We start from the raw sequence: 17,357 nt of genomic DNA, 5'->3' as shown, positions 1-17,357 counted from the left end.
GTTAGCAAAATTGGCAGTCCGGAATAAGGTGTCTGACCTGTTTTCCGTCTGTACCAGGCGCAAAAAAAAACCTGATTCACACTCCCTCTCTGGCAAAGAGAAAGTGTAAATCAGGTTTTGCTTAAAATAATAACAACCCTAATTCGGCAAGGGCAATATACTTATTCCGCAGAGAAAAAACAGCAGAGAAAAAACATTCTGTGAGGGATGACGCAAATAATATTTATCGAAAGTTACTAAGCCGCATTAACTTAATAATTAACGTTTACATGATTATTATTAACTAAATCAAACCGGTTCAATTTAAAAAAATAAACGGCCGCCGTAACAGCGCCGTTTACTTTTATCAGAATGCCGGTAACCCGCTGTGAAAACGTAGTTCGCTGTCCGGTTCGCTGATTAAGCGCGCTTCGGTTGCCCCGATCGCCTGTACCCTGGGCGCGATATCCTTCGCGGATATTCGGGCCGCCAGGGTTAAATAGTCCTGATAGTGACGCGCTTCCGATCGCAGCAGTGAGATATAAAAGCTCTCCAGATCCGCATCCAGCCACGGCGCCAGACTGGCAAACCGCTCACAGGATCGCGCTTCAATATAGGCACCGCAAATCAGCTTATCCACCAGCGTCTCTGGCTCATGGGTGGTGACCTCACGCAGCAGCGATTTCGCGTAGCGGCTGGACGTGATCTTCTGATAGACCAGCCCGCGCGACTGCATAATTTCCCATACCTGATAAAAGTGATGCAGCTCTTCTTTAATCAGCAGCACCATCTTTTCCACCAGATCATCCGCCCACGGCAGTTCATTACGGACGATGATGCGTTTGGTGAGATTTTTATGCGCATTGATAAAGTCTCTGTCGCCATCTTCGCGGAAGATAAAATCTTCGTACGGTTTCAGCCAGCTGAGAATCGCCTCACCGCTGGGTTTGTCGGCCACATATTTGCGGATCAACCACACCGCGGTCTGCGCGGCTTTCAGCTCGCACACCAGGTGATCGGTTAATAACAGGGTCAGATTTTCCGGTTTACGCGCCTCATCAATCCAGGCCTGGGGCGTACGGCAGTGCAGAAACTGATAAATCGGTTCAAGTAACGGTGCGTAGTTCATGGTGTTAAAACGAGGCTGGAAAAGAAGAGAGGCGGAGAATTCCCCGCCCTGCGCGACTTAGTGGCGAATGCCGTTATCATCTTCATCGTCGATGGCGTCTTCGTCATCTTCATCTTCGGCGTCCGGGTCTTCGAAGTAGGTGCCCCAGCCGTCGTAGTCGACATTGTATTTACCGATCAGGTTCACCAGTTGCTCAACCTGCACATCAATCAGCTCTGGCTTGAGCGCCGATTCGCTGATGATGTCAACGCACATCACGGTGGTACCATCTTCCAGTTCCAGCTCTTCCGGCTCGGTCACTTCATAACCCAGCTTAAAGGCGTCAACCGCGGCCTTTTCCAGTGAATCGAAGTTGTTGCACGAGAGATGGTGCTCGATGGTATAAAGCGCATCGGGATCGCTGCCATCCTCCAGCAGCTCTTCAATGATCAGGCGCGTCTCTTCACGCTGCTCTTCCAATAATGCTTCATATGCCATGACGATGTCCTCTCTGAGTTCGGCAATAAACAATTATTTTCCCACACTGCCTGTCGCGCCACTACACAAAACGAAAAGTTTATTCTCATCGGGCTTGAAAATGCATATTCATCCGGTTAGATTGAATTTTAATTCACTTTATATGGTTACCGGAGTGTTGTATGAGTCAGCTGTATCAGCGCCATTTCCTCAGGCTACTGGATTTTACCCCGGCCGAAATTGATTACCTGCTTAGCCTTGCGGCTGAATTAAAACACGCTAAAAAAAGTGGCAGTGAAGTCCCCTCCCTGAAAGGCAAAAACATCGCGCTCATCTTCGAAAAAGACTCGACCCGTACCCGATGCTCTTTCGAAGTTGCCGCTTACGATCAGGGCGCTAACGTTACTTATCTCGGCCCAAGCGGCAGCCAGATTGGCCATAAAGAGTCGATGCGCGATACCGCGCGGGTGCTGGGCCGGATGTACGATGGCATTCAGTATCGCGGTTACGGCCAGGCGCTGGTGGAAACCCTGGCTGAGCATGCTGGCGTGCCGGTGTGGAACGGCCTGACCACGGAGTTTCATCCGACCCAGTTACTGGCCGATCTGCTGACAATGCAGGAGCACCTGCCGGGTAAAAAGCTCAGCCAGATGACGCTGGTCTACGTCGGCGATGCGCGTAACAACATGGGCAACACCATGCTGGAAGCGGCGGCGCTGGTCGGGCTGGATCTGCGGCTGGTGGCACCGCAAAGCTGCTGGCCAGAGGCCGCGCTGGTAGAACAGTGTCGCAAAGTCGCGCAGCAGACCGGCGGTAAAATTACCCTCACCGATAATATTGCCGACGGCGTCAACGGCGCTGACTTCATCTACACCGACGTCTGGGTATCGATGGGCGAAGCCAAAGCAGTGTGGGAAGAGCGCATCGCCCTGCTGCGAAATTATCAGGTCAACCAGGCGATGCTCGATCTGACCCACAATCCTGAGGTGAAGTTCCTGCACTGTCTGCCCGCTTTCCATGACGATCAGACCACGCTGGGCCGGCAGATGGCGGAACAGTACGATCTGCATAATGGCATGGAAGTGAGCAACGAGGTGTTTGAGTCGCCGCACAGCATCGTGTTTGATCAGGCGGAAAACCGCATGCACACCATCAAAGCGGTGATGGTGGCGACGCTCGGTCAGCGCTGACCCGCTGCGTCAGATTGCCGGTCTGTCTGCGTGCCAGTCAGGCCGTGCCGGAGCGGGCGCAAACGATTTCCTCGGGCACGATTTTTCCTTGCTGCCCGGCCGCGAATGGGTATAATGCGCCACAATTTGCCGGAGGAAATATGCTACAGCGCAGCGGACAATTTGACGCTCAATCACGCCTGACCGCAGGCGGCGCCGCTGTTTCTTTCGGTCATCGACCCGATCATAAAAAAGCCCCTTAAGCAGGGGCTTTTTTTTGTCCGCAATCCGGCCGCGCAGAGGAGAAAGCTATGGCTAACCCGTTATATCGCAAGCACATTATTTCGATCAACGACCTCAGCCGTGACGAGCTGGAACTGGTGCTGCATACCGCTGCACAGCTCAAAGCGCATCCGCAGCCGGAACTGCTGAAGCACAACGTGATCGCCAGCTGCTTCTTTGAAGCCTCGACCCGCACCCGCTTGTCGTTTGAAACGGCGATTCATCGGCTCGGCGCATCGGCGGTAGGTTTTGCCGACGGCAGCAACACCTCGCTGGGGAAAAAGGGCGAAACTCTGGCCGACACCATTTCGGTGATCAGCACCTATGTCGATGCGATTGTGATGCGTCATCCGCAGGAGGGTGCGGCGCGGCTGGCGACCGAGTTCTCCGGCGGCGTGCCGGTTCTCAACGCCGGTGACGGTGCCAACCAGCATCCGACCCAGACGCTGCTCGATCTCTTCACCATTCAGGAGACCCAGAGTCGCCTGAACCAGCTGAATGTGGCGATGGTCGGCGACCTGAAATATGGCCGCACCGTCCATTCCCTGACCCAGGCGCTGGCGAAGTTTGACGGCAACCGCTTCTTCTTTATCGCCCCTGATGCGCTGGCGATGCCGGCTTACATCACCGATATGCTGGATGAGAAAAACATTGTCTGGTCACGGCACGACAGCTTTGAAGAGGTGATGCCGCAGCTCGACATTCTCTACATGACGCGGGTACAGAAAGAGCGTCTCGACCCGTCGGAATATGCCAACGTCAAAGCGCAGTTTATTCTGCGTGCGTCCGACCTGGCGACGGCACGCGACAACATGAAAGTGCTTCATCCGCTGCCGCGCATCGACGAAATCACTACCGATGTCGATAAAACCCCTTACGCCTGGTACTTCCAGCAGGCCGGGAACGGCATCTACGCCCGCCAGGCTCTGCTGGCGTTAGTATTAAACAGCGAACTCGCCCTGTAAGGAGATCCTCAGATGACACATGACAACAAATTGCAGGTCGAAGCGATCAAGCGCGGCACGGTCATCGACCATATCCCGGCGCAGGTCGGCTTTAAGCTGCTCTCCCTGTTCCGTCTGACCGAAACCGATCAGCGCATCACCATTGGCCTGAATCTGCCGTCAGGTGAGATGGGGCGTAAGGATCTGATCAAAATTGAAAACACCTTTCTGACCGACGATCAGGTCAATCAGCTGGCGGTCTATGCACCGCATGCCACGGTCAACCGCATCGACGATTATGAAGTGGTGGCGAAGATCGCCCCGACGCTGCCGGAGCACGTTGAGCGGGTGCTGACCTGCCCGAACAGCAACTGCATCAGCCGCAGCGAGCCGGTCTTCTCCAGTTTTGCGGTCAAGCAGCGCGCCGATGATGTCCACCTGAAGTGCAAATATTGTGAAAAAGAGTTCGCGCGCCATGTGGTGCTGGGTCACTGGTAATCGTTCCGGCCAACCCTATAATGGTCAGCACCGGCGGGCTCACCGCCCTACTGTCTTATTCAAGGAGCAATAATGTCTCGTGAAATCAGTACCGAAAAAGCCCCTGCCGCTATCGGCCCTTATGTTCAGGGTGTCGATCTCGGCAGCATGATCATCACCTCCGGCCAGATTCCGGTCGATCCCGCCACTGGCCTGGTGGCCGATGATGTGACCGCCCAGGCGCGTCAGTCACTGGATAACGTAAAAGCGATTGTTGAAGCGGCTGGCCTGCAGGTCGGAGATATCGTGAAAACCACGGTTTTCGTCAAGGATCTGAATGATTTCGCTACGGTGAATGCGGCCTATGAAGCGTTCTTCACCGAGCATCAGGCGGCGTTCCCGGCCCGGTCCTGTGTCGAAGTAGCGCGTCTGCCAAAAGATGTGAAGATTGAAATTGAGGCCATTGCCGTTCGTCGCTAACTGACAACGGCGGCGTAGCCGCCTCTCTGCCTGCGACGGCAGGAGGCGGCCAGCGGATTAGCGCTTAGCCGGTCGCCATAGCCACAACAGCGCGATGGCCAGCGCGAACAGCACGCCAAAACCGATACCGGTCGCCACCGCCGGCGCACCGGCTTTAATCGCCAGCGTATAGAGCCCCAGCATCAGCAGCATCGCGCTGTTCTCCCCGAGATTCTGCACCGCAATCGCATTTCCCGAGCCGACGCTCTCTTTACCGCGTGCCTGCAATAGCGCATTCAGCGGCACCACAAAGAAGCCCCCCAGCGCGCCAATCACCATCAGCAGCAGATAGGCATTCAGCAGGGTATGCTGCAGCGAGAAGACCACTACCATGACGCCAATCAGCACCCCGGCAGGCATACAGCGGCGCACCGTCTCCAGCGTCACCAGTTTTGCGGCCGCGGCCGCACCCAGCACGATACCGATCGCCACCATCGCATTCAGGGTGGTCGGCGTGGTGTTGTCATTGATGCCCAGCGCCACCGGCACCCACAGCACCAACAGGAAACGCAGCGTGACGCCCGCGCCCCAGAACAGGCTGGTGCCGAGCAGTGAAAAGCGCGTTTCGGCGTCACGCCATAGCACCGCTGCCGCACGGAAAAAGCTGCGCAGCATGGCGGCGATCTGCCAGCTTTGCCCCGGACGCGCCGCCTGCAGTTTCGGGATAAACAGATTGGCCACCACCGCGATGCCGTAGGTGACGGCGCAGAGTCCCAGCGCGGCCAGCAGGTGCCAGTCAGCCAGCATACCGCCCGCCACCGAGCCAAGCAGAATGGCGGCGATGGTTGAACCTTCCATCAGCCCGTTGGCTTTCACCAGCTTTCCGCCGTGGGTGATTTCACCGAGGATGCCATATTTCGCCGGTGAGTAGGCCGCAGCGCCGACTCCTACCAGGGTATAGCCAAGGAACGGGTTGAAGCCGAAGCAGATCGCCAGCGCGCCCAGCAGTTTCAGGCTGTTGGCGATCATCATCACCCGCCCTTTCGCCATGCTGTCGGCCATCTGCCCGACAAACGGGGCCAGCAGAATGTAGGTCGCGACAAACAGCATCTGCAACACCGGCTGGCTCCAGTCGGGATAGTACTGGCTTTTCAGCACCGCCAGCGTGGCAAACAGCAGCGCGTTATCGCCGAATGCCGAAAAGAACTGGGCCACGATCACCGCGATCATGCCGCGCGACATCAGCGGCGCATCCCGTTCGATGTTCATGCCTGCTCCTCTTCAGCCAGTTTTTTCAGCGTCACGTAATCCGGTTTGCCGCTGCCGAGCTGTGGCAACTGCTTCATCACCCGGATATCACGCGGCAATGCCAGCTCCGGCGCACCCAGCTCACGGGCGGCTTTTTGCAGGCCATCACGCGCCAGTTCGCTGTCGGTGGTAAACAGCACCAGCGCCTCGCCACGCTGACCATCCGGCCGCAGCGAGGCGGCATGTTGTTTGTCCGGCGACGCTTTCAGGGCGATCTGCTCGACGATCTCCAGCGACACCATCTCGCCAGCGATCTTGGCGAAGCGTTTGGCGCGTCCCTGAATCTGACAGAAGCCCGCCTCATCAAAGCTGACGATATCGCCGGTGTCATACCAGCCCGCTTCCTGATTGCCTTCACCATCGTCGGCGACCGGCACTTCCAGTACGCCGGGATTTTCAACCCGCAGATAGCCTTTCATTACGTTCGGGCCGCGCAGCTGCAGCCGTCCGCCCTGCTCAATGCCCGGCACCGACATCAGTCGCGAATCCATCCCCGGCAGAATGCGTCCCACGGTGTGCGCTTTCGCCGCCATCGGCACGTTAATCGCCACCACTGGCGCACATTCGGTTACCCCATAGCCTTCGAGGATGCGAATGCCATATTTTTCCATGTAGAGCTGGCGGGTGTTTTCCTGCAGCTTCTCGGCTCCGGCCACCACATAGCGCAGGCGGGCAAAGTCGTAAGGGGCAGCAAAGCGGGCATAGTTGCCAAGGAAGGTCGAAGTACCAAACAGTACGGTGCAGTTTCGGTCATAGACCAGCTCCGGTACGATGCGGTAGTGCAGCGGGCTGGGATAGAGAAACACCTGCGCGCCGGTCATCAGCGGCGTAAACAGGCCGACGGTCAGGCCAAAGGCGTGGAACAGCGGCAGCGCCGACATAAAGCGGTCACGCGGGGTAAAGTCGGCCACGGTGCGAATCTGTTCGACGTTCGCCAGCAGGCTTTTATGCGAAAGCACCACCCCTTTAGGGTTGCCTTCTGAGCCAGAGGTGAACAGCACCATCGCCGCGTCTTCCGGCTGCTGGGGCAGCTGAGCGCGATGAGGCATCAGCAGATGGCCGACAATCCACAGTTTGTCCTGTAGCGTCACCGTATCTTTCAGATCTTCCAGATAGATCCACTGCACCTCGTCGAGTCCCTGCGGCAGATGCCACAAATTACCTTTGTCGAGGAACTGACGCGAGGTGAAGACGGTTTTAATCTGCGCCGCAGTCAGGGCAGCCCGCATGCCGTTGACGCCCGCGGTGTAGTTGAGCATCGCCGGTACCCGGCCACGCAGCGAGGCACCGAAAATCGCCGCCGCGGTGACGGTGGTGTTTGGCAGCAGCAACCCGACCACTTCGCGCGGCTGGCTGTAGCGTTCAAGAATACGGCCGACGCCGAGCGATTTCTTCAGCAAGCCGTTATAGCTGTCGGGCTTGAAATTGACATCTTCGATGCAGCGCCTGAAGGCACCGTAGCGTGAACGGGCCGCGAGAAAGGCTTCAAACAGAGTTTCACGTGGGCGTACCGCCATGCGGGCTTCCATCATCACATGATGCAGATGTTCGCCCGCCAGTATCCGCCGATCGCGGGCGCGTTTCGCTTCCGGCATCGGGATACGGGTCGCCGGCAGAATGCTGAGGGTGATGCGCGGAAACAGGCGGCGTTTAAATACACCCGCCAGTCGGCCAAACGGCGTAAACTCCGCCCCTTCAATCCGCATCGGTACCACGTTAGCGCCAGATCGCGCCGCGACAAATCCGGCCCCGCTGTAGATTTTCATCAGCGATCCGGTCACGGTGATCCGTCCTTCCGGGAAGATCACCACCGGGCGGCCGCTGTCGATCAGCCGCACCAGCTGTTTCAGCGCCATCGGCTTAGTGGGATCGAGCGGCACATAGTCGATAAAGGGTTTAACCAGCCGCATAAACCAGCTTTCGCTGATGGTTGAATAGACCGCGTAAACCGGCTTAATCGGCAAAAATAACGCCAGCAATATGCCGTCGAGAAACGACATATGGTTCGGCGTGATCAATACCTTCTGCTTATGCAGTTCGGCAACGTCGCCGCGCAGTTCGACCCGCCATAACAGGCGGAATACCAGACGCAATAATGTGAATACCATGCCTGCTCCTTAGCATCGTGAAAAATAGCCCCTCACGATGCAGGATTTGACGCAGTTCGACAACAGAATTATCCGCCGCGATCAGGGTGTCTGCCAGCCACCGCCCAGCGCGGCAATCAGCGCCACGCTGCTGACCCACTGGGTGCTTTGCAGCGTCAGTAAACTCTGTTGCTCGGTCAGGCTGCTGTTTTCGGTGGTGGCCACGTCGAGATAGTCGATCATCCCGGCCTCATACTGATTGCGCGTCACCCGCGCTGATGTCTGAGCCGCCACGGCTGCGCGCTGCTGGGCCGCAATCTCGCCCTGCAGGGTGTTGAGTTCCACCAGCTGATCTTCCACCTCCTGTAACGCTGCTAATACCGTCTGACGATAGCTGGCGACGCTGGCATCCCAGCTGGCACGTGCCTGATCAACCTGCGCCGAGGTGGCACCAAAGTCGAGCAGCGTGCCGCTTAGCTCCGGCCCCAGCGACCAGACGCGGTTGGGCAATGAGAACAGCGAATGCAGCGCCGATGAACTGACGCCGCCGCTGGCGCTGAGGGTGAGATCCGGATAGTAACCAGCCACCGCCACGCCAACCGCGGCGTTAGCGGCCGCCATGTTACGTTCGGCATAGGCGATATCAGGACGGCGTTGCAACAGCTGGCTCGGCAGCCCGGCCGGCACCGTGGGCAGCGTGGCGTGCAACGGCGCGGCAGGCAGGCTGAAGTCCGCCGGCGCTTTGCCCACCAGCAGCGCGATGGCGTGTTCCATCTGGGCACGCTGCCACTGATAATCCTGCGCCGAGGCGCTGGCGCTCTCCAGCTGCATCTGCGCCTGTGCCTGGGTAGCGAGCGACGCCGTGCCAGCCTGATACTGGTTAGTGATCACCTTCAGGTAGCGCTGGTAGGCCGCCACGCTCTGCTGATAGAGCGCAATTTTCTGGTCGATAAAACGCAGCTGGAAATAGTCCTGCGCCAGTTCAGACTGGGCGCTAAGGGTGATATTGGCCAGTTCCGCCGCGCTGGCCGCCGCGCTGGCGCGATTCTCTTCCAGCGTGCGACGCAGTTTGCCCCACAGATCCAGCTCCCAGCTGGCACTCAGTTCGGCCTGATGGCTGCTGCTGGTGGTGCGGGCGCTGCTGCTGGTGGCGTGGCTGCCGCTGCGCGTCACGCTGCTGTCATAACCCAGTGACGGAAACAGCGCGGCGCGTGACTCGCTCGCCAGCGCCTGCGCCTGACGGTACTGCGCCGCATAATTGGCGACGTTCTGGTTCGAGATACTCACCTGGCTAAGCAGGCCGCTCAGGGTGGCGTCGTGATAAACCGCCCACCATTCGCCTTTGCCCTGCTGATCGCGCGGCGTCGCCTGCTGCCAGCCTTTGGCCTCTTTATAGTGAATCGGTATCGCCATCGCGGGGCGCTGGTAGTCGGGACCAACAGTACAGCCGCTCAGCAGCAGCATCAGAACAAGCGGGATAATGGGTTTCATCAATCAGGATTCCGCATGGCGCAGACGACGCCATTGACGTTGAGTGGCACGGCTCAGACGATCGAGCCACAGATAAATAACCGGGGTGGTGAACAGCGTCAGCAGCTGGCTGAGCGCCAGACCACCCGCGATGGCGATCCCGAGCGGACTGCGCAGATCGGCATCGCCGCCGCTGCCAAGTGCCAGCGGTAAGGCACCAAAAAAGGCCGCCAGCGTGGTCATCATGATCGGCCGGAAGCGCATCAGACAGGCCTGGGTAATCGCCTGCTGCGGCGTCATGCCCTGCTCTCTTTCGGCGCTGATGGCGAAGTCGATCATCATGATGGCGTTCTTTTTGACGATGCCGATCAGCAGAATGATGCCAATCAGCGCGATCACCGTCAGCTGGGTGTTAGTCAGCAGCAGCAGTAACAGCGCGCCGACGCCCGCTGACGGCAGGGTCGACAGAATGGTCAGCGGATGGATATAGCTCTCATACAGCACGCCGAGCACGATATAGACCGCCGCCAGCGCCGCCAGAATCAACCACGGCATGGTGGCCGTGAGCTGAGAAAAGGCGGCGGCCGTCCCGGCAAAACCGGCCTGGATGGTGGCGGGCAGGCCCAGCTTCGCCATCGCCTGCTTGATCAACCCCTGCGCCTGCTCGAGCGAGACGCCATCATTGAGGTTAAAAGCCACGGTGCTGGTGGCGGACTGGCCCTGATGCGTCACGGCCAGCGGGGCGTTGCCGCCGCTGAAGCGGGTAAAGGCCGACAGCGGAATACGATCGCCGCTGTCGTTAATCACATACAGCTGTTGCAGCATCGCCGGATTGGCGGTGTCGCTATCCTGCAACGACATCACCACGTGATACTGATTCAGGGTGTGATAGAGCGTGGCGATCTGCCGCTGGCTGAAGGCATTATTCAGCAGCGTATCCAGCATCTGCACGTTGACCCCAAGCCGGGTGGCGCGATCACGATCGATGGTCAGTTCCACTTCCTGGCCGCCGGTCTGCGAATCCGAATCAACGCTGTTGAGCTGGGGGATCGCCGCCAGCGCCGCCTGCACTTTCGGCGTCCAGCTGCGCAGCAGATCGAGATCGTCAGCCTGTAAGCTGTACTGATAAGTGGCGTTGGCGCTGCGTCCGCCAATGTGCAGGTCCTGCGCCGCCATCAGGAACATCTGTGCGCCAGCCAGCTGGCTGGTTTTACGGCTCAGCCGGTTCGCCACTTCGGTGGCGGTGGCATCACGCTGATCGAAATCTTTCAGCCGGACAAAGAAGTTGGCGCTGTTGCGCGCGCCGAACATCCCGCTGCCCATCGACGACATGACGCTCTCTACCGCCGGATCGGCCTCGATGATTTTGGTGAACATCTGCATCTTCGGCTTCATCGCCTGGAATGAGATGTTCTGGTCGGCGCGCAGTGCGCCCATCAACAGCCCGGTATCCTGATTCGGAAAGAAGCCCTTCTGTACCACCGAATAGAGAAACAGGTTGAGCAGCACGGTCAGCAGCAGGCTGAGCAGCGTCAGTTTCTGATGACGCATCACCCATGCCAGCCCGCGCGCGTAGGCGGCCAGCAGGCGATTCAGCAGGTTCTCAATCGCCTGGTAGAGCGGGTGCGGCCGCTGGCTGAGCGGCGGTTTCGGCTTCAGCAGCCGGGCACAGAGCATCGGGGTCAGGCTGAGTGAGACAAATAGCGAGATCAGCAGCGACACGGTGAGGGTAACGGCGAATTCGCGGAACAGTCGTCCGACGATGCTGCCCATCAGCAGGATCGGAATAAACACCGCGATCAGTGAGATGGTCATCGACAGTACGGTGAAACTCACCTCCTGCGCCCCGCGCAGCGCCGCCCGCAGCGGACTCAACCCGCGCTCAATGTGGCGGGTAATGTTCTCCAGCACCACGATCGCATCGTCAACCACGAAACCGGTGGCGATAATCAGCGCCATCAGCGACAGGTTATCGAGGCTGTAGCCAAGCAGATACATCACCGCGCAGGTGCCGATCAGCGATACCGGCAAGGCCAGCGCCGGAATGATCACCGCCTGCAGATTGCGCAGAAAAACAAACACCACCGCGATCACCAGCAATACCGCAATCAGCAGCGTCTCTTCGGTGTCATACAGCGAGGCGCGCACGCCGGGCGAGCGGTCGACGACGATGCGCAGTTGCGTATCCGCCGGCAGATCTTTTTCCAGCTGCGGCAACTGCGCTTTTATGGCGTCGATGGTGTCGAGCATGTTGGCGCCTGCCTGACGCTTGATGCCGATCATCACCGAGGGCGTGGCATTGAGAAAACCGGCCTGATAGCGATCTTCCACCGAGTCGTAAACCGTGGCGACATCGTGCAGCCGCACCGCTTTGCCCTGCTGATAGCTGACGATCAGATCGCGATAGCTGGCCGCCTTATCCAGTTGACCATTGCTGTCGACCAGCCATGACTGCCCGCTGCCCTGCAGCACGCCTTTGGGCAGATTGGTGGTGCTGTTCGCCACCGCGCTGCGCACCGTATCCAGCGAAATACCATAGTGGGTCAGCTTCAGCGGTTGCAGATCAATCCGCACCGCCGGCAGGGCACTGCCCATCAGCGAGACTTCGCCCACGCCGTTAACCTGGCCCATCGCCTGTTCGATTTTGCTCTCGGCCAGATCGTAGAGTTCACCGGGCGTGCGGGTGGCAGAGGTCAGCGCCAGCATCACAATCGGCGCATCGGACGGATTGGCTTTGCGGTAGGTCGGCAATGACGCCATCGCACTCGGCAGCAGGCTGCGCGCCGCGTTGATCGCCGCCTGCACGTCACGCGCCGCGCCGTTGATATCGCGATCCAGTTCAAACTGCAGAATGATGCTGCTGGAGCCCTGCGAGCTGCTGGAGGTCATCTCGGTGATACCGGCAATCTGTCCGAGTGAACGCTCCAGCGGCGTGGCGACGGTCGCCGCCATGGTTTCCGGACTGGCACCGGCCAGGCTGGCGCTGACCATGATGGTCGGGAAATCGACCTGCGGCAGCGGCGCGACCGGCAGCAGACGATAGCCGAGTACGCCGAGCAGCAGAATCGCCAGCGTCAGCAGCAGCGTCGCCACCGGGCGGAAGATAAACAGCCGGGTCAGATTCATTGTCCGCTCCGCGCCGGTTGCTGACGACGTTTCACCCAGCGCTTGCCGCGCTGTGCCAGCGCATCAAACCACAGGTAGATCACCGGCGTGGAGAACAGCGTCAGCACCTGACTGACGATCAGTCCGCCGACAATCACCAGCCCCAGCGGCTGACGCAGTTCTGCGCCAGACCCGGACGCCAGCATCAGCGGCAGTGCGCCGAGCAGCGCCGCCATGGTGGTCATCAGAATCGGCCGGAAGCGCAGCAGGCAGGCCTGGTGGATCGCCTCGCGAGGGCTGAGATGCTGCTGATGTTCCGCCTCCAGCGCAAAGTCGATCATCATAATCGCGTTCTTTTTGACGATGCCGATCAGCAGGATCACGCCAATCAGCGCAATCAGGCTGAATTCGGTGCCGGCCAGCAGCAGCGTCAACAGCGCCCCGACCGCCGCCGACGGCAGCGTCGAGAGGATGGTGACCGGATGGATAAAGCTTTCATACAGAATGCCGAGCACCACATACATGGTGATCAGCGCCGCCAGAATCAGCCACAGCGTGTTGCTGGTGGCACTCTGGAACGCCGAGGTTTCGCCCTGATAGCGCAGCGTAATGCTCTGCGGCAGCGCAAGCTGCTGCCGCACTGCCGCGATCGCCTGTTGCCCCTGCTCCAGCGAATAGCCGGGATTGAGGTTGAAGGAGATCATCACCGCCGGGAACTGGTTCAGCCGCATGTGCATCAGCGCGCCGGTTCGCTGGTGAATCGTGGCAATTGAGGTCAGTTTTACCATCCCGCTGCTGGCCGTGGTGCTGGTGGTCGAAGCGGTGCTGCTGCCGGAGGTTGTCGTGCTGCTGTCCGAACTATCCGAACTGTCCGAACTGTCCGTGCTGTCGGACGGTTGCAGATAGATATCATCAAACGATGCCGGACCCTGCTGCCAGGCGGGCGCGACTTCCAGCACCACCCGATATTGATTCGACTGGGTGAAGATGGTCGACACCAGCCGCTGACCGAAGGCGTTGTAAAGCGCAGTGTCCACGTCCGCCGCCGTGATGCCGTAGCGCGCCGCTTTGTCGCGGTTCAGCTCCACAAAGGCGACACGTCCCTGATCCTGCAGGTTGCTCACTACACCGTTAAACTCTGGCCGCTGCTGCAGGGCCGCCACCAGCGCAGGTGACCATTTCACCAGGTTCTCGCTGTCGGCGTCGTCAAGTGTGAACTGATACTGGCTCGGTGAGACCTGATCGTTAACCGTCAGATCCTGCGCCGGTTGCAGATAGAGCTGAATCCCGGTCACGCCGGCGGTGGCCTGCTGCAGTTGTTTAATCACCTCATCCGCCTTGACGTCACGCGCGGCAAACGGCTTGAGGTTGATCTGCAGGCGGCCACTGTTAAGGCTGCTGTTGGTGCCATCAATGCCGATGATCGAAGAGACGCTTTCCACCGCCGGGTTTTTCATGATCAGCGCCGACAGCGCCTGCTGCCGGGTGGCCATCGCGCTGAAAGAGACATCCTGCGACGCGACGGTCACTCCCTGAATCAGACCGGTATCCTGAGTCGGGAAGAAGCCCTTCGGCACCACCAGATAGAGCAGTGCGGTCAGGGCTACCGTCGCCAGCGCCACCAGCAGCGTCAGTTTCTGGTGGTTCAGCACCACCGTCAGCAGCCGGTCATAGCCGCCAATCAGGCGATCAAACAGCACGCCGCCTTTGCGGGCAAAAGTGGACTGCCGCTCTGGTGGAATGTGGCGCAGAAGATAAGCACACAGCATCGGCGTCAGGGTCAGCGATACCACCATCGACACCAGAATCGCCACTGCCAGGGTGATGGCAAACTCGCGGAACAGCCGCCCGACCACGTCACCCATAAACAGCAGCGGGATCAGCACCGCAATCAGCGAAAAGGTCAGCGAGATGATGGTAAAACCAATCTGCTGTGATCCTTTCAGCGCCGCTTCCAGCGGGGATTCGCCCTGCTCCAGCCGCCGGGAGATGTTCTCGACCACCACAATCGCATCGTCAATGACAAAACCGGTGGCGATGGTCAGCGCCATCAACGACAGATTGTTGAGGCTGAAGCCCGCCAGATACATCACGCCGAAGGTCCCAATCAGCGACAGCGGCACCGCCACGCTGGGGATCAGCGTCGCCGCCACGTTGCGCAGGAACAGGAACGTCACCATCACCACCAGCGCAATCGACAGCATCAATTCAAACTGCACGTCGCTGATCGAGGCGCGAATGGTCTGGGTACGATCGGACAGGATAGTCATCTTCACCCCATCCGGCAGCGCCGCCTGCAGCACCGGCAGCTGCGCCTTGATGTTGTCCACCACCTGAATCACGTTCGCGCCGGGCTGACGCTGCACGTTGATCACAATCGCTGGCCGATTATTGGCCCACGCCGACTGAAAACTGTTCTCCGGCCCCTGCTCAATGAGGGCAATATCCTTCAGCCGCAGCGCCGCGCCATTCTCATAGCTGAGGATCAGGTTGCCGTACTCAGCGGCGGTGCGCAGCTGATCGTTGGCATCAATGGTTACCGAGTGATATTTGCCGTCAAAGCCGCCTTTGGAGCCGTTGACGTTGCTGTTGCCAATCAGCGTGTTGACCGCTTCCAGCGTCAGATGGTGGGCAGCGAGCGCTTTCGGGTTGATCCGGACCCGAATCGCCGGCTGTTGTCCGCCCGCCAGCGTCACCATCCCAACGCCAGAAATCTGCGACAGCTTGAGCGCCACCCGGGTATTTACCAGATCCTGCACCTGCGTCAGCGGCAGCGTGTCGGAACTGGCCGCCAGCGTAATCACCGCGCTGTCCGCCGGGTTAACCTTTTTATAGGTTGGCGGATTGGGCAGATCGTCAGGCAGCAGGCTATCGGCGGCATTAATCGCAGCCTGCACCTCCTGCTCGGCGACATCCAGTGACAGGTCGAGGCTGAATTTCAGCGTAATCACCGACGAGCCGCTGGCGCTGGCGGAGGTCATCTGACTCAGTCCGGCCATCTGGCCCAGCTGGCGCTCAAGCGGCGCGGTCACCGACGACGCCATCACATCCGGACTGGCACCGGGATAGAGCGTGGTGACCTGAATGGTCGGATAGTCGACCTGCGGCAGCGCCGAGGTGGAGAGAAACTTATAGGCAAAAATGCCGGCAATCAGCACGCCGACCATCAGCAGGATGGTGGCGACCGGACGCAGTATAAAAAGCCGTGACGGATTCATTTGGCCTCAGCGCTTGCCGGTGCAGGCGTCTCATCCGCCAGTGAAACCTTGCTGCCGTTAGTCAGCCGATCGATTCCTTCGGTGACCAGCCGATCGCCCGGCGCAACGCCGCTGAGGATCGCCTGATGATCGTCGTCAACCGCCGGACCGGTGGTGACCGCTTTACGCGTGACGCTGTTGTCCTGATTGATGACGAAGACAAAGCTGCCATCGCTGCTTAATTGCAATGCCTGAGCCGGGATCACCGTTACGCCTTTCAGCACCCGGGTCTGCAGCCGCAGATTGACGAACTGGTTGGCAAACAGCGACTCATCCTGGTTGGCGAACAGCGCTTTCAGTTCTACGGTGCCGGTGGCGGTATCGATCTGGTTACTGATGTACTTCACCTCGCCGTTGGCGAGCAGATGCTGGTTATCCTGGTCAAACAGCGTAGCGGGCAGGCTCTGGCTCTGATGCAGGGCGCTCACCAGCGTCGGGATTTCGCTCTGCGGCACGCTAAAGGTGACCGCCGCTGGCTGCATCTGGGTGATGGTTACCAGGCCGGTGCTGCTGGAGGTCTGTACCATGTTGCCCGGGTCGACCTGACGCAGTCCGACCCGACCAGCGATCGGCGCGGTGATGCGGGCATATTCGATACTCAGTCTGGCGCTGGCGATCTGCGCCTGATCGGCGGCGACTGCCCCGCGATACTGCCCTACCGTGGCGATCTGGCTATCCAGATCCTGGCGCGACAGCGAGTCCTGCGCCGCCAGCTTGCGGTAGCGTGCCAGCGTCAGTTCGGCGCTTTTCAGCAGCGCCTGATTCTGATTAAGTTCGCCCTGATACTGATTCAGCGTCGCCTGGTAGCTGCGCGGATCGATCTGCGCCAGCAGCTGACCAGCGCTGACCTTCTGACCTTCGGTGAAGAAGACCTGTTGCAGCTGACCATCGACCCGGCTGGTGACCGTCACGCTGGCGTTGGGGATCACCGTGCCGAGCGCATTCAGCCAGACCGGCACATCGGCACGGGTCGCGACGCCGCTGTGTACCAGGGTCGCGACGCCGCTGTGTACCAGGGTCGCGCCGCCGCCCATTCTGCCGGGCGCACCGCGTCCGCCAGGCGGCATCGCCCCGCCCGGTGCTTTGCCGAGGGGCAACAGACGCCAGGCCACGCCAGCGATGGTCGCCGCCACAATCAATAAAAGCAGCCATTTCAGCCAGCCGGAACGCGCGGAGCGTGAGTGGTGAGTCATCATCGAACTCTTCAGATAAACAGAAAAAGAACATCCCGGAGG

General features: G+C 59.4%; 12 protein-coding genes. 4 read left to right on the top strand and 8 right to left on the bottom strand.

Features of this window, described 5'->3' with window-relative positions:
- Nucleotides 1-346: 346 nt before the first annotated feature.
- Complete coding sequence (gene miaE / locus FHW04_RS07015; RefSeq protein WP_089561315.1) at nucleotides 347-1,108, bottom strand: tRNA isopentenyl-2-thiomethyl-A-37 hydroxylase MiaE; 762 nt, start codon at nucleotides 1,106-1,108, stop codon at nucleotides 347-349.
- A gap of 57 nt (nucleotides 1,109-1,165) precedes the next feature.
- Nucleotides 1,166-1,585 carry a ribonuclease E inhibitor RraB gene (gene rraB, locus FHW04_RS07010; protein ID WP_069728807.1) on the bottom strand — a complete coding sequence of 140 codons (420 nt, stop codon included), beginning with the start codon at nucleotides 1,583-1,585 and terminating at the stop codon, nucleotides 1,166-1,168.
- 161 nt (nucleotides 1,586-1,746) lie between these two features.
- Between rraB and argF the strand changes: the two genes are divergently transcribed.
- The 4 genes from argF (at nucleotide 1,747) to ridA (ending at nucleotide 4,916) form a co-directional block, all read left to right on the top strand.
- Nucleotides 1,747-2,754, top strand: coding sequence for an ornithine carbamoyltransferase (argF, locus tag FHW04_RS07005; RefSeq protein ID WP_031375825.1), 1,008 nt, complete (start codon nucleotides 1,747-1,749; stop codon nucleotides 2,752-2,754).
- A 290-nt stretch (nucleotides 2,755-3,044) separates the two neighbouring features.
- Nucleotides 3,045-3,980, top strand: a complete 936-nt coding sequence (gene pyrB, locus FHW04_RS07000) for an aspartate carbamoyltransferase (RefSeq protein WP_031375826.1) — start codon at nucleotides 3,045-3,047, stop codon at nucleotides 3,978-3,980.
- A gap of 12 nt (nucleotides 3,981-3,992) precedes the next feature.
- Nucleotides 3,993-4,457 (top strand): aspartate carbamoyltransferase regulatory subunit, encoded by a 465-nt coding sequence (pyrI, locus tag FHW04_RS06995; protein WP_031375827.1) that lies wholly within the window; start codon nucleotides 3,993-3,995, stop codon nucleotides 4,455-4,457.
- 72 nt (nucleotides 4,458-4,529) lie between these two features.
- Nucleotides 4,530-4,916, top strand: a complete 387-nt coding sequence (ridA, locus tag FHW04_RS06990; protein WP_031375828.1) for a 2-iminobutanoate/2-iminopropanoate deaminase — start codon at nucleotides 4,530-4,532, stop codon at nucleotides 4,914-4,916.
- A 57-nt stretch (nucleotides 4,917-4,973) separates the two neighbouring features.
- Here ridA and lplT read toward each other — a convergent pair whose 3' ends face one another.
- From lplT to FHW04_RS06960, 6 genes are all read right to left on the bottom strand, one after another.
- Nucleotides 4,974-6,164, bottom strand: coding sequence for a lysophospholipid transporter LplT (gene lplT, locus FHW04_RS06985; RefSeq protein ID WP_031375829.1), 1,191 nt, complete (start codon nucleotides 6,162-6,164; stop codon nucleotides 4,974-4,976).
- Complete coding sequence (gene aas, locus FHW04_RS06980) at nucleotides 6,161-8,311, bottom strand: bifunctional acyl-ACP--phospholipid O-acyltransferase/long-chain-fatty-acid--ACP ligase (protein ID WP_089561314.1); 2,151 nt, start codon at nucleotides 8,309-8,311, stop codon at nucleotides 6,161-6,163. Before aas ends, lplT begins: the two co-directional genes overlap by 4 nt.
- 81 nt (nucleotides 8,312-8,392) lie before the next feature.
- Nucleotides 8,393-9,781: an efflux transporter outer membrane subunit gene (locus FHW04_RS06975; protein WP_046289166.1), complete on the bottom strand. Its 1,389-nt coding sequence runs from the start codon at nucleotides 9,779-9,781 to the stop codon at nucleotides 8,393-8,395.
- Nucleotides 9,782-9,784: 3 nt separating this feature from the next.
- Nucleotides 9,785-12,886, bottom strand: a complete 3,102-nt coding sequence (locus FHW04_RS06970; protein ID WP_031375831.1) for a multidrug efflux RND transporter permease subunit — start codon at nucleotides 12,884-12,886, stop codon at nucleotides 9,785-9,787.
- Nucleotides 12,883-16,083 (bottom strand): efflux RND transporter permease subunit, encoded by a 3,201-nt coding sequence (locus tag FHW04_RS06965; protein WP_069728805.1) that lies wholly within the window; start codon nucleotides 16,081-16,083, stop codon nucleotides 12,883-12,885. The genes FHW04_RS06970 and FHW04_RS06965 overlap by 4 nt, the downstream gene beginning before the upstream one ends.
- Nucleotides 16,080-17,318 (bottom strand): MdtA/MuxA family multidrug efflux RND transporter periplasmic adaptor subunit, encoded by a 1,239-nt coding sequence (locus FHW04_RS06960; protein WP_089561313.1) that lies wholly within the window; start codon nucleotides 17,316-17,318, stop codon nucleotides 16,080-16,082. The genes FHW04_RS06965 and FHW04_RS06960 overlap by 4 nt, the downstream gene beginning before the upstream one ends.
- Nucleotides 17,319-17,357 lie beyond the last annotated feature (39 nt).

Origin of the sequence: Pantoea sp. AN62, assembly GCF_050432985.1 — a bacterium.
GTDB classification, from domain to species: Bacteria; Pseudomonadota; Gammaproteobacteria; order Enterobacterales; family Enterobacteriaceae; genus Pantoea; species Pantoea brenneri.
Note: the sequence above shows the minus strand (reverse complement) of the source record. Positions and strands in the feature narration are given on the sequence as shown.

What these genes read in the sequence shown, in the direction of transcription:
- rraB (WP_069728807.1), bottom strand. Translation starts at nt 1,585, where the DNA reads ATGGCATATGAAGCATTATTGGAAGAGCAGCGTGAAGAGACGCGCCTG.
- FHW04_RS06960 (WP_089561313.1), bottom strand. Translation starts at nt 17,318, where the DNA reads ATGATGACTCACCACTCACGCTCCGCGCGTTCCGGCTGGCTGAAATGG.
- FHW04_RS06970 (WP_031375831.1), bottom strand. Translation starts at nt 12,886, where the DNA reads ATGAATCTGACCCGGCTGTTTATCTTCCGCCCGGTGGCGACGCTGCTG.
- argF (WP_031375825.1), top strand. Translation starts at nt 1,747, where the DNA reads ATGAGTCAGCTGTATCAGCGCCATTTCCTCAGGCTACTGGATTTTACC.
- pyrB (WP_031375826.1), top strand. Translation starts at nt 3,045, where the DNA reads ATGGCTAACCCGTTATATCGCAAGCACATTATTTCGATCAACGACCTC.
- lplT (WP_031375829.1), bottom strand. Translation starts at nt 6,164, where the DNA reads ATGAACATCGAACGGGATGCGCCGCTGATGTCGCGCGGCATGATCGCG.
- miaE (WP_089561315.1), bottom strand. Translation starts at nt 1,108, where the DNA reads ATGAACTACGCACCGTTACTTGAACCGATTTATCAGTTTCTGCACTGC.
- FHW04_RS06975 (WP_046289166.1), bottom strand. Translation starts at nt 9,781, where the DNA reads ATGAAACCCATTATCCCGCTTGTTCTGATGCTGCTGCTGAGCGGCTGT.
- pyrI (WP_031375827.1), top strand. Translation starts at nt 3,993, where the DNA reads ATGACACATGACAACAAATTGCAGGTCGAAGCGATCAAGCGCGGCACG.
- aas (WP_089561314.1), bottom strand. Translation starts at nt 8,311, where the DNA reads ATGGTATTCACATTATTGCGTCTGGTATTCCGCCTGTTATGGCGGGTC.
- FHW04_RS06965 (WP_069728805.1), bottom strand. Translation starts at nt 16,083, where the DNA reads ATGAATCCGTCACGGCTTTTTATACTGCGTCCGGTCGCCACCATCCTG.
- ridA (WP_031375828.1), top strand. Translation starts at nt 4,530, where the DNA reads ATGTCTCGTGAAATCAGTACCGAAAAAGCCCCTGCCGCTATCGGCCCT.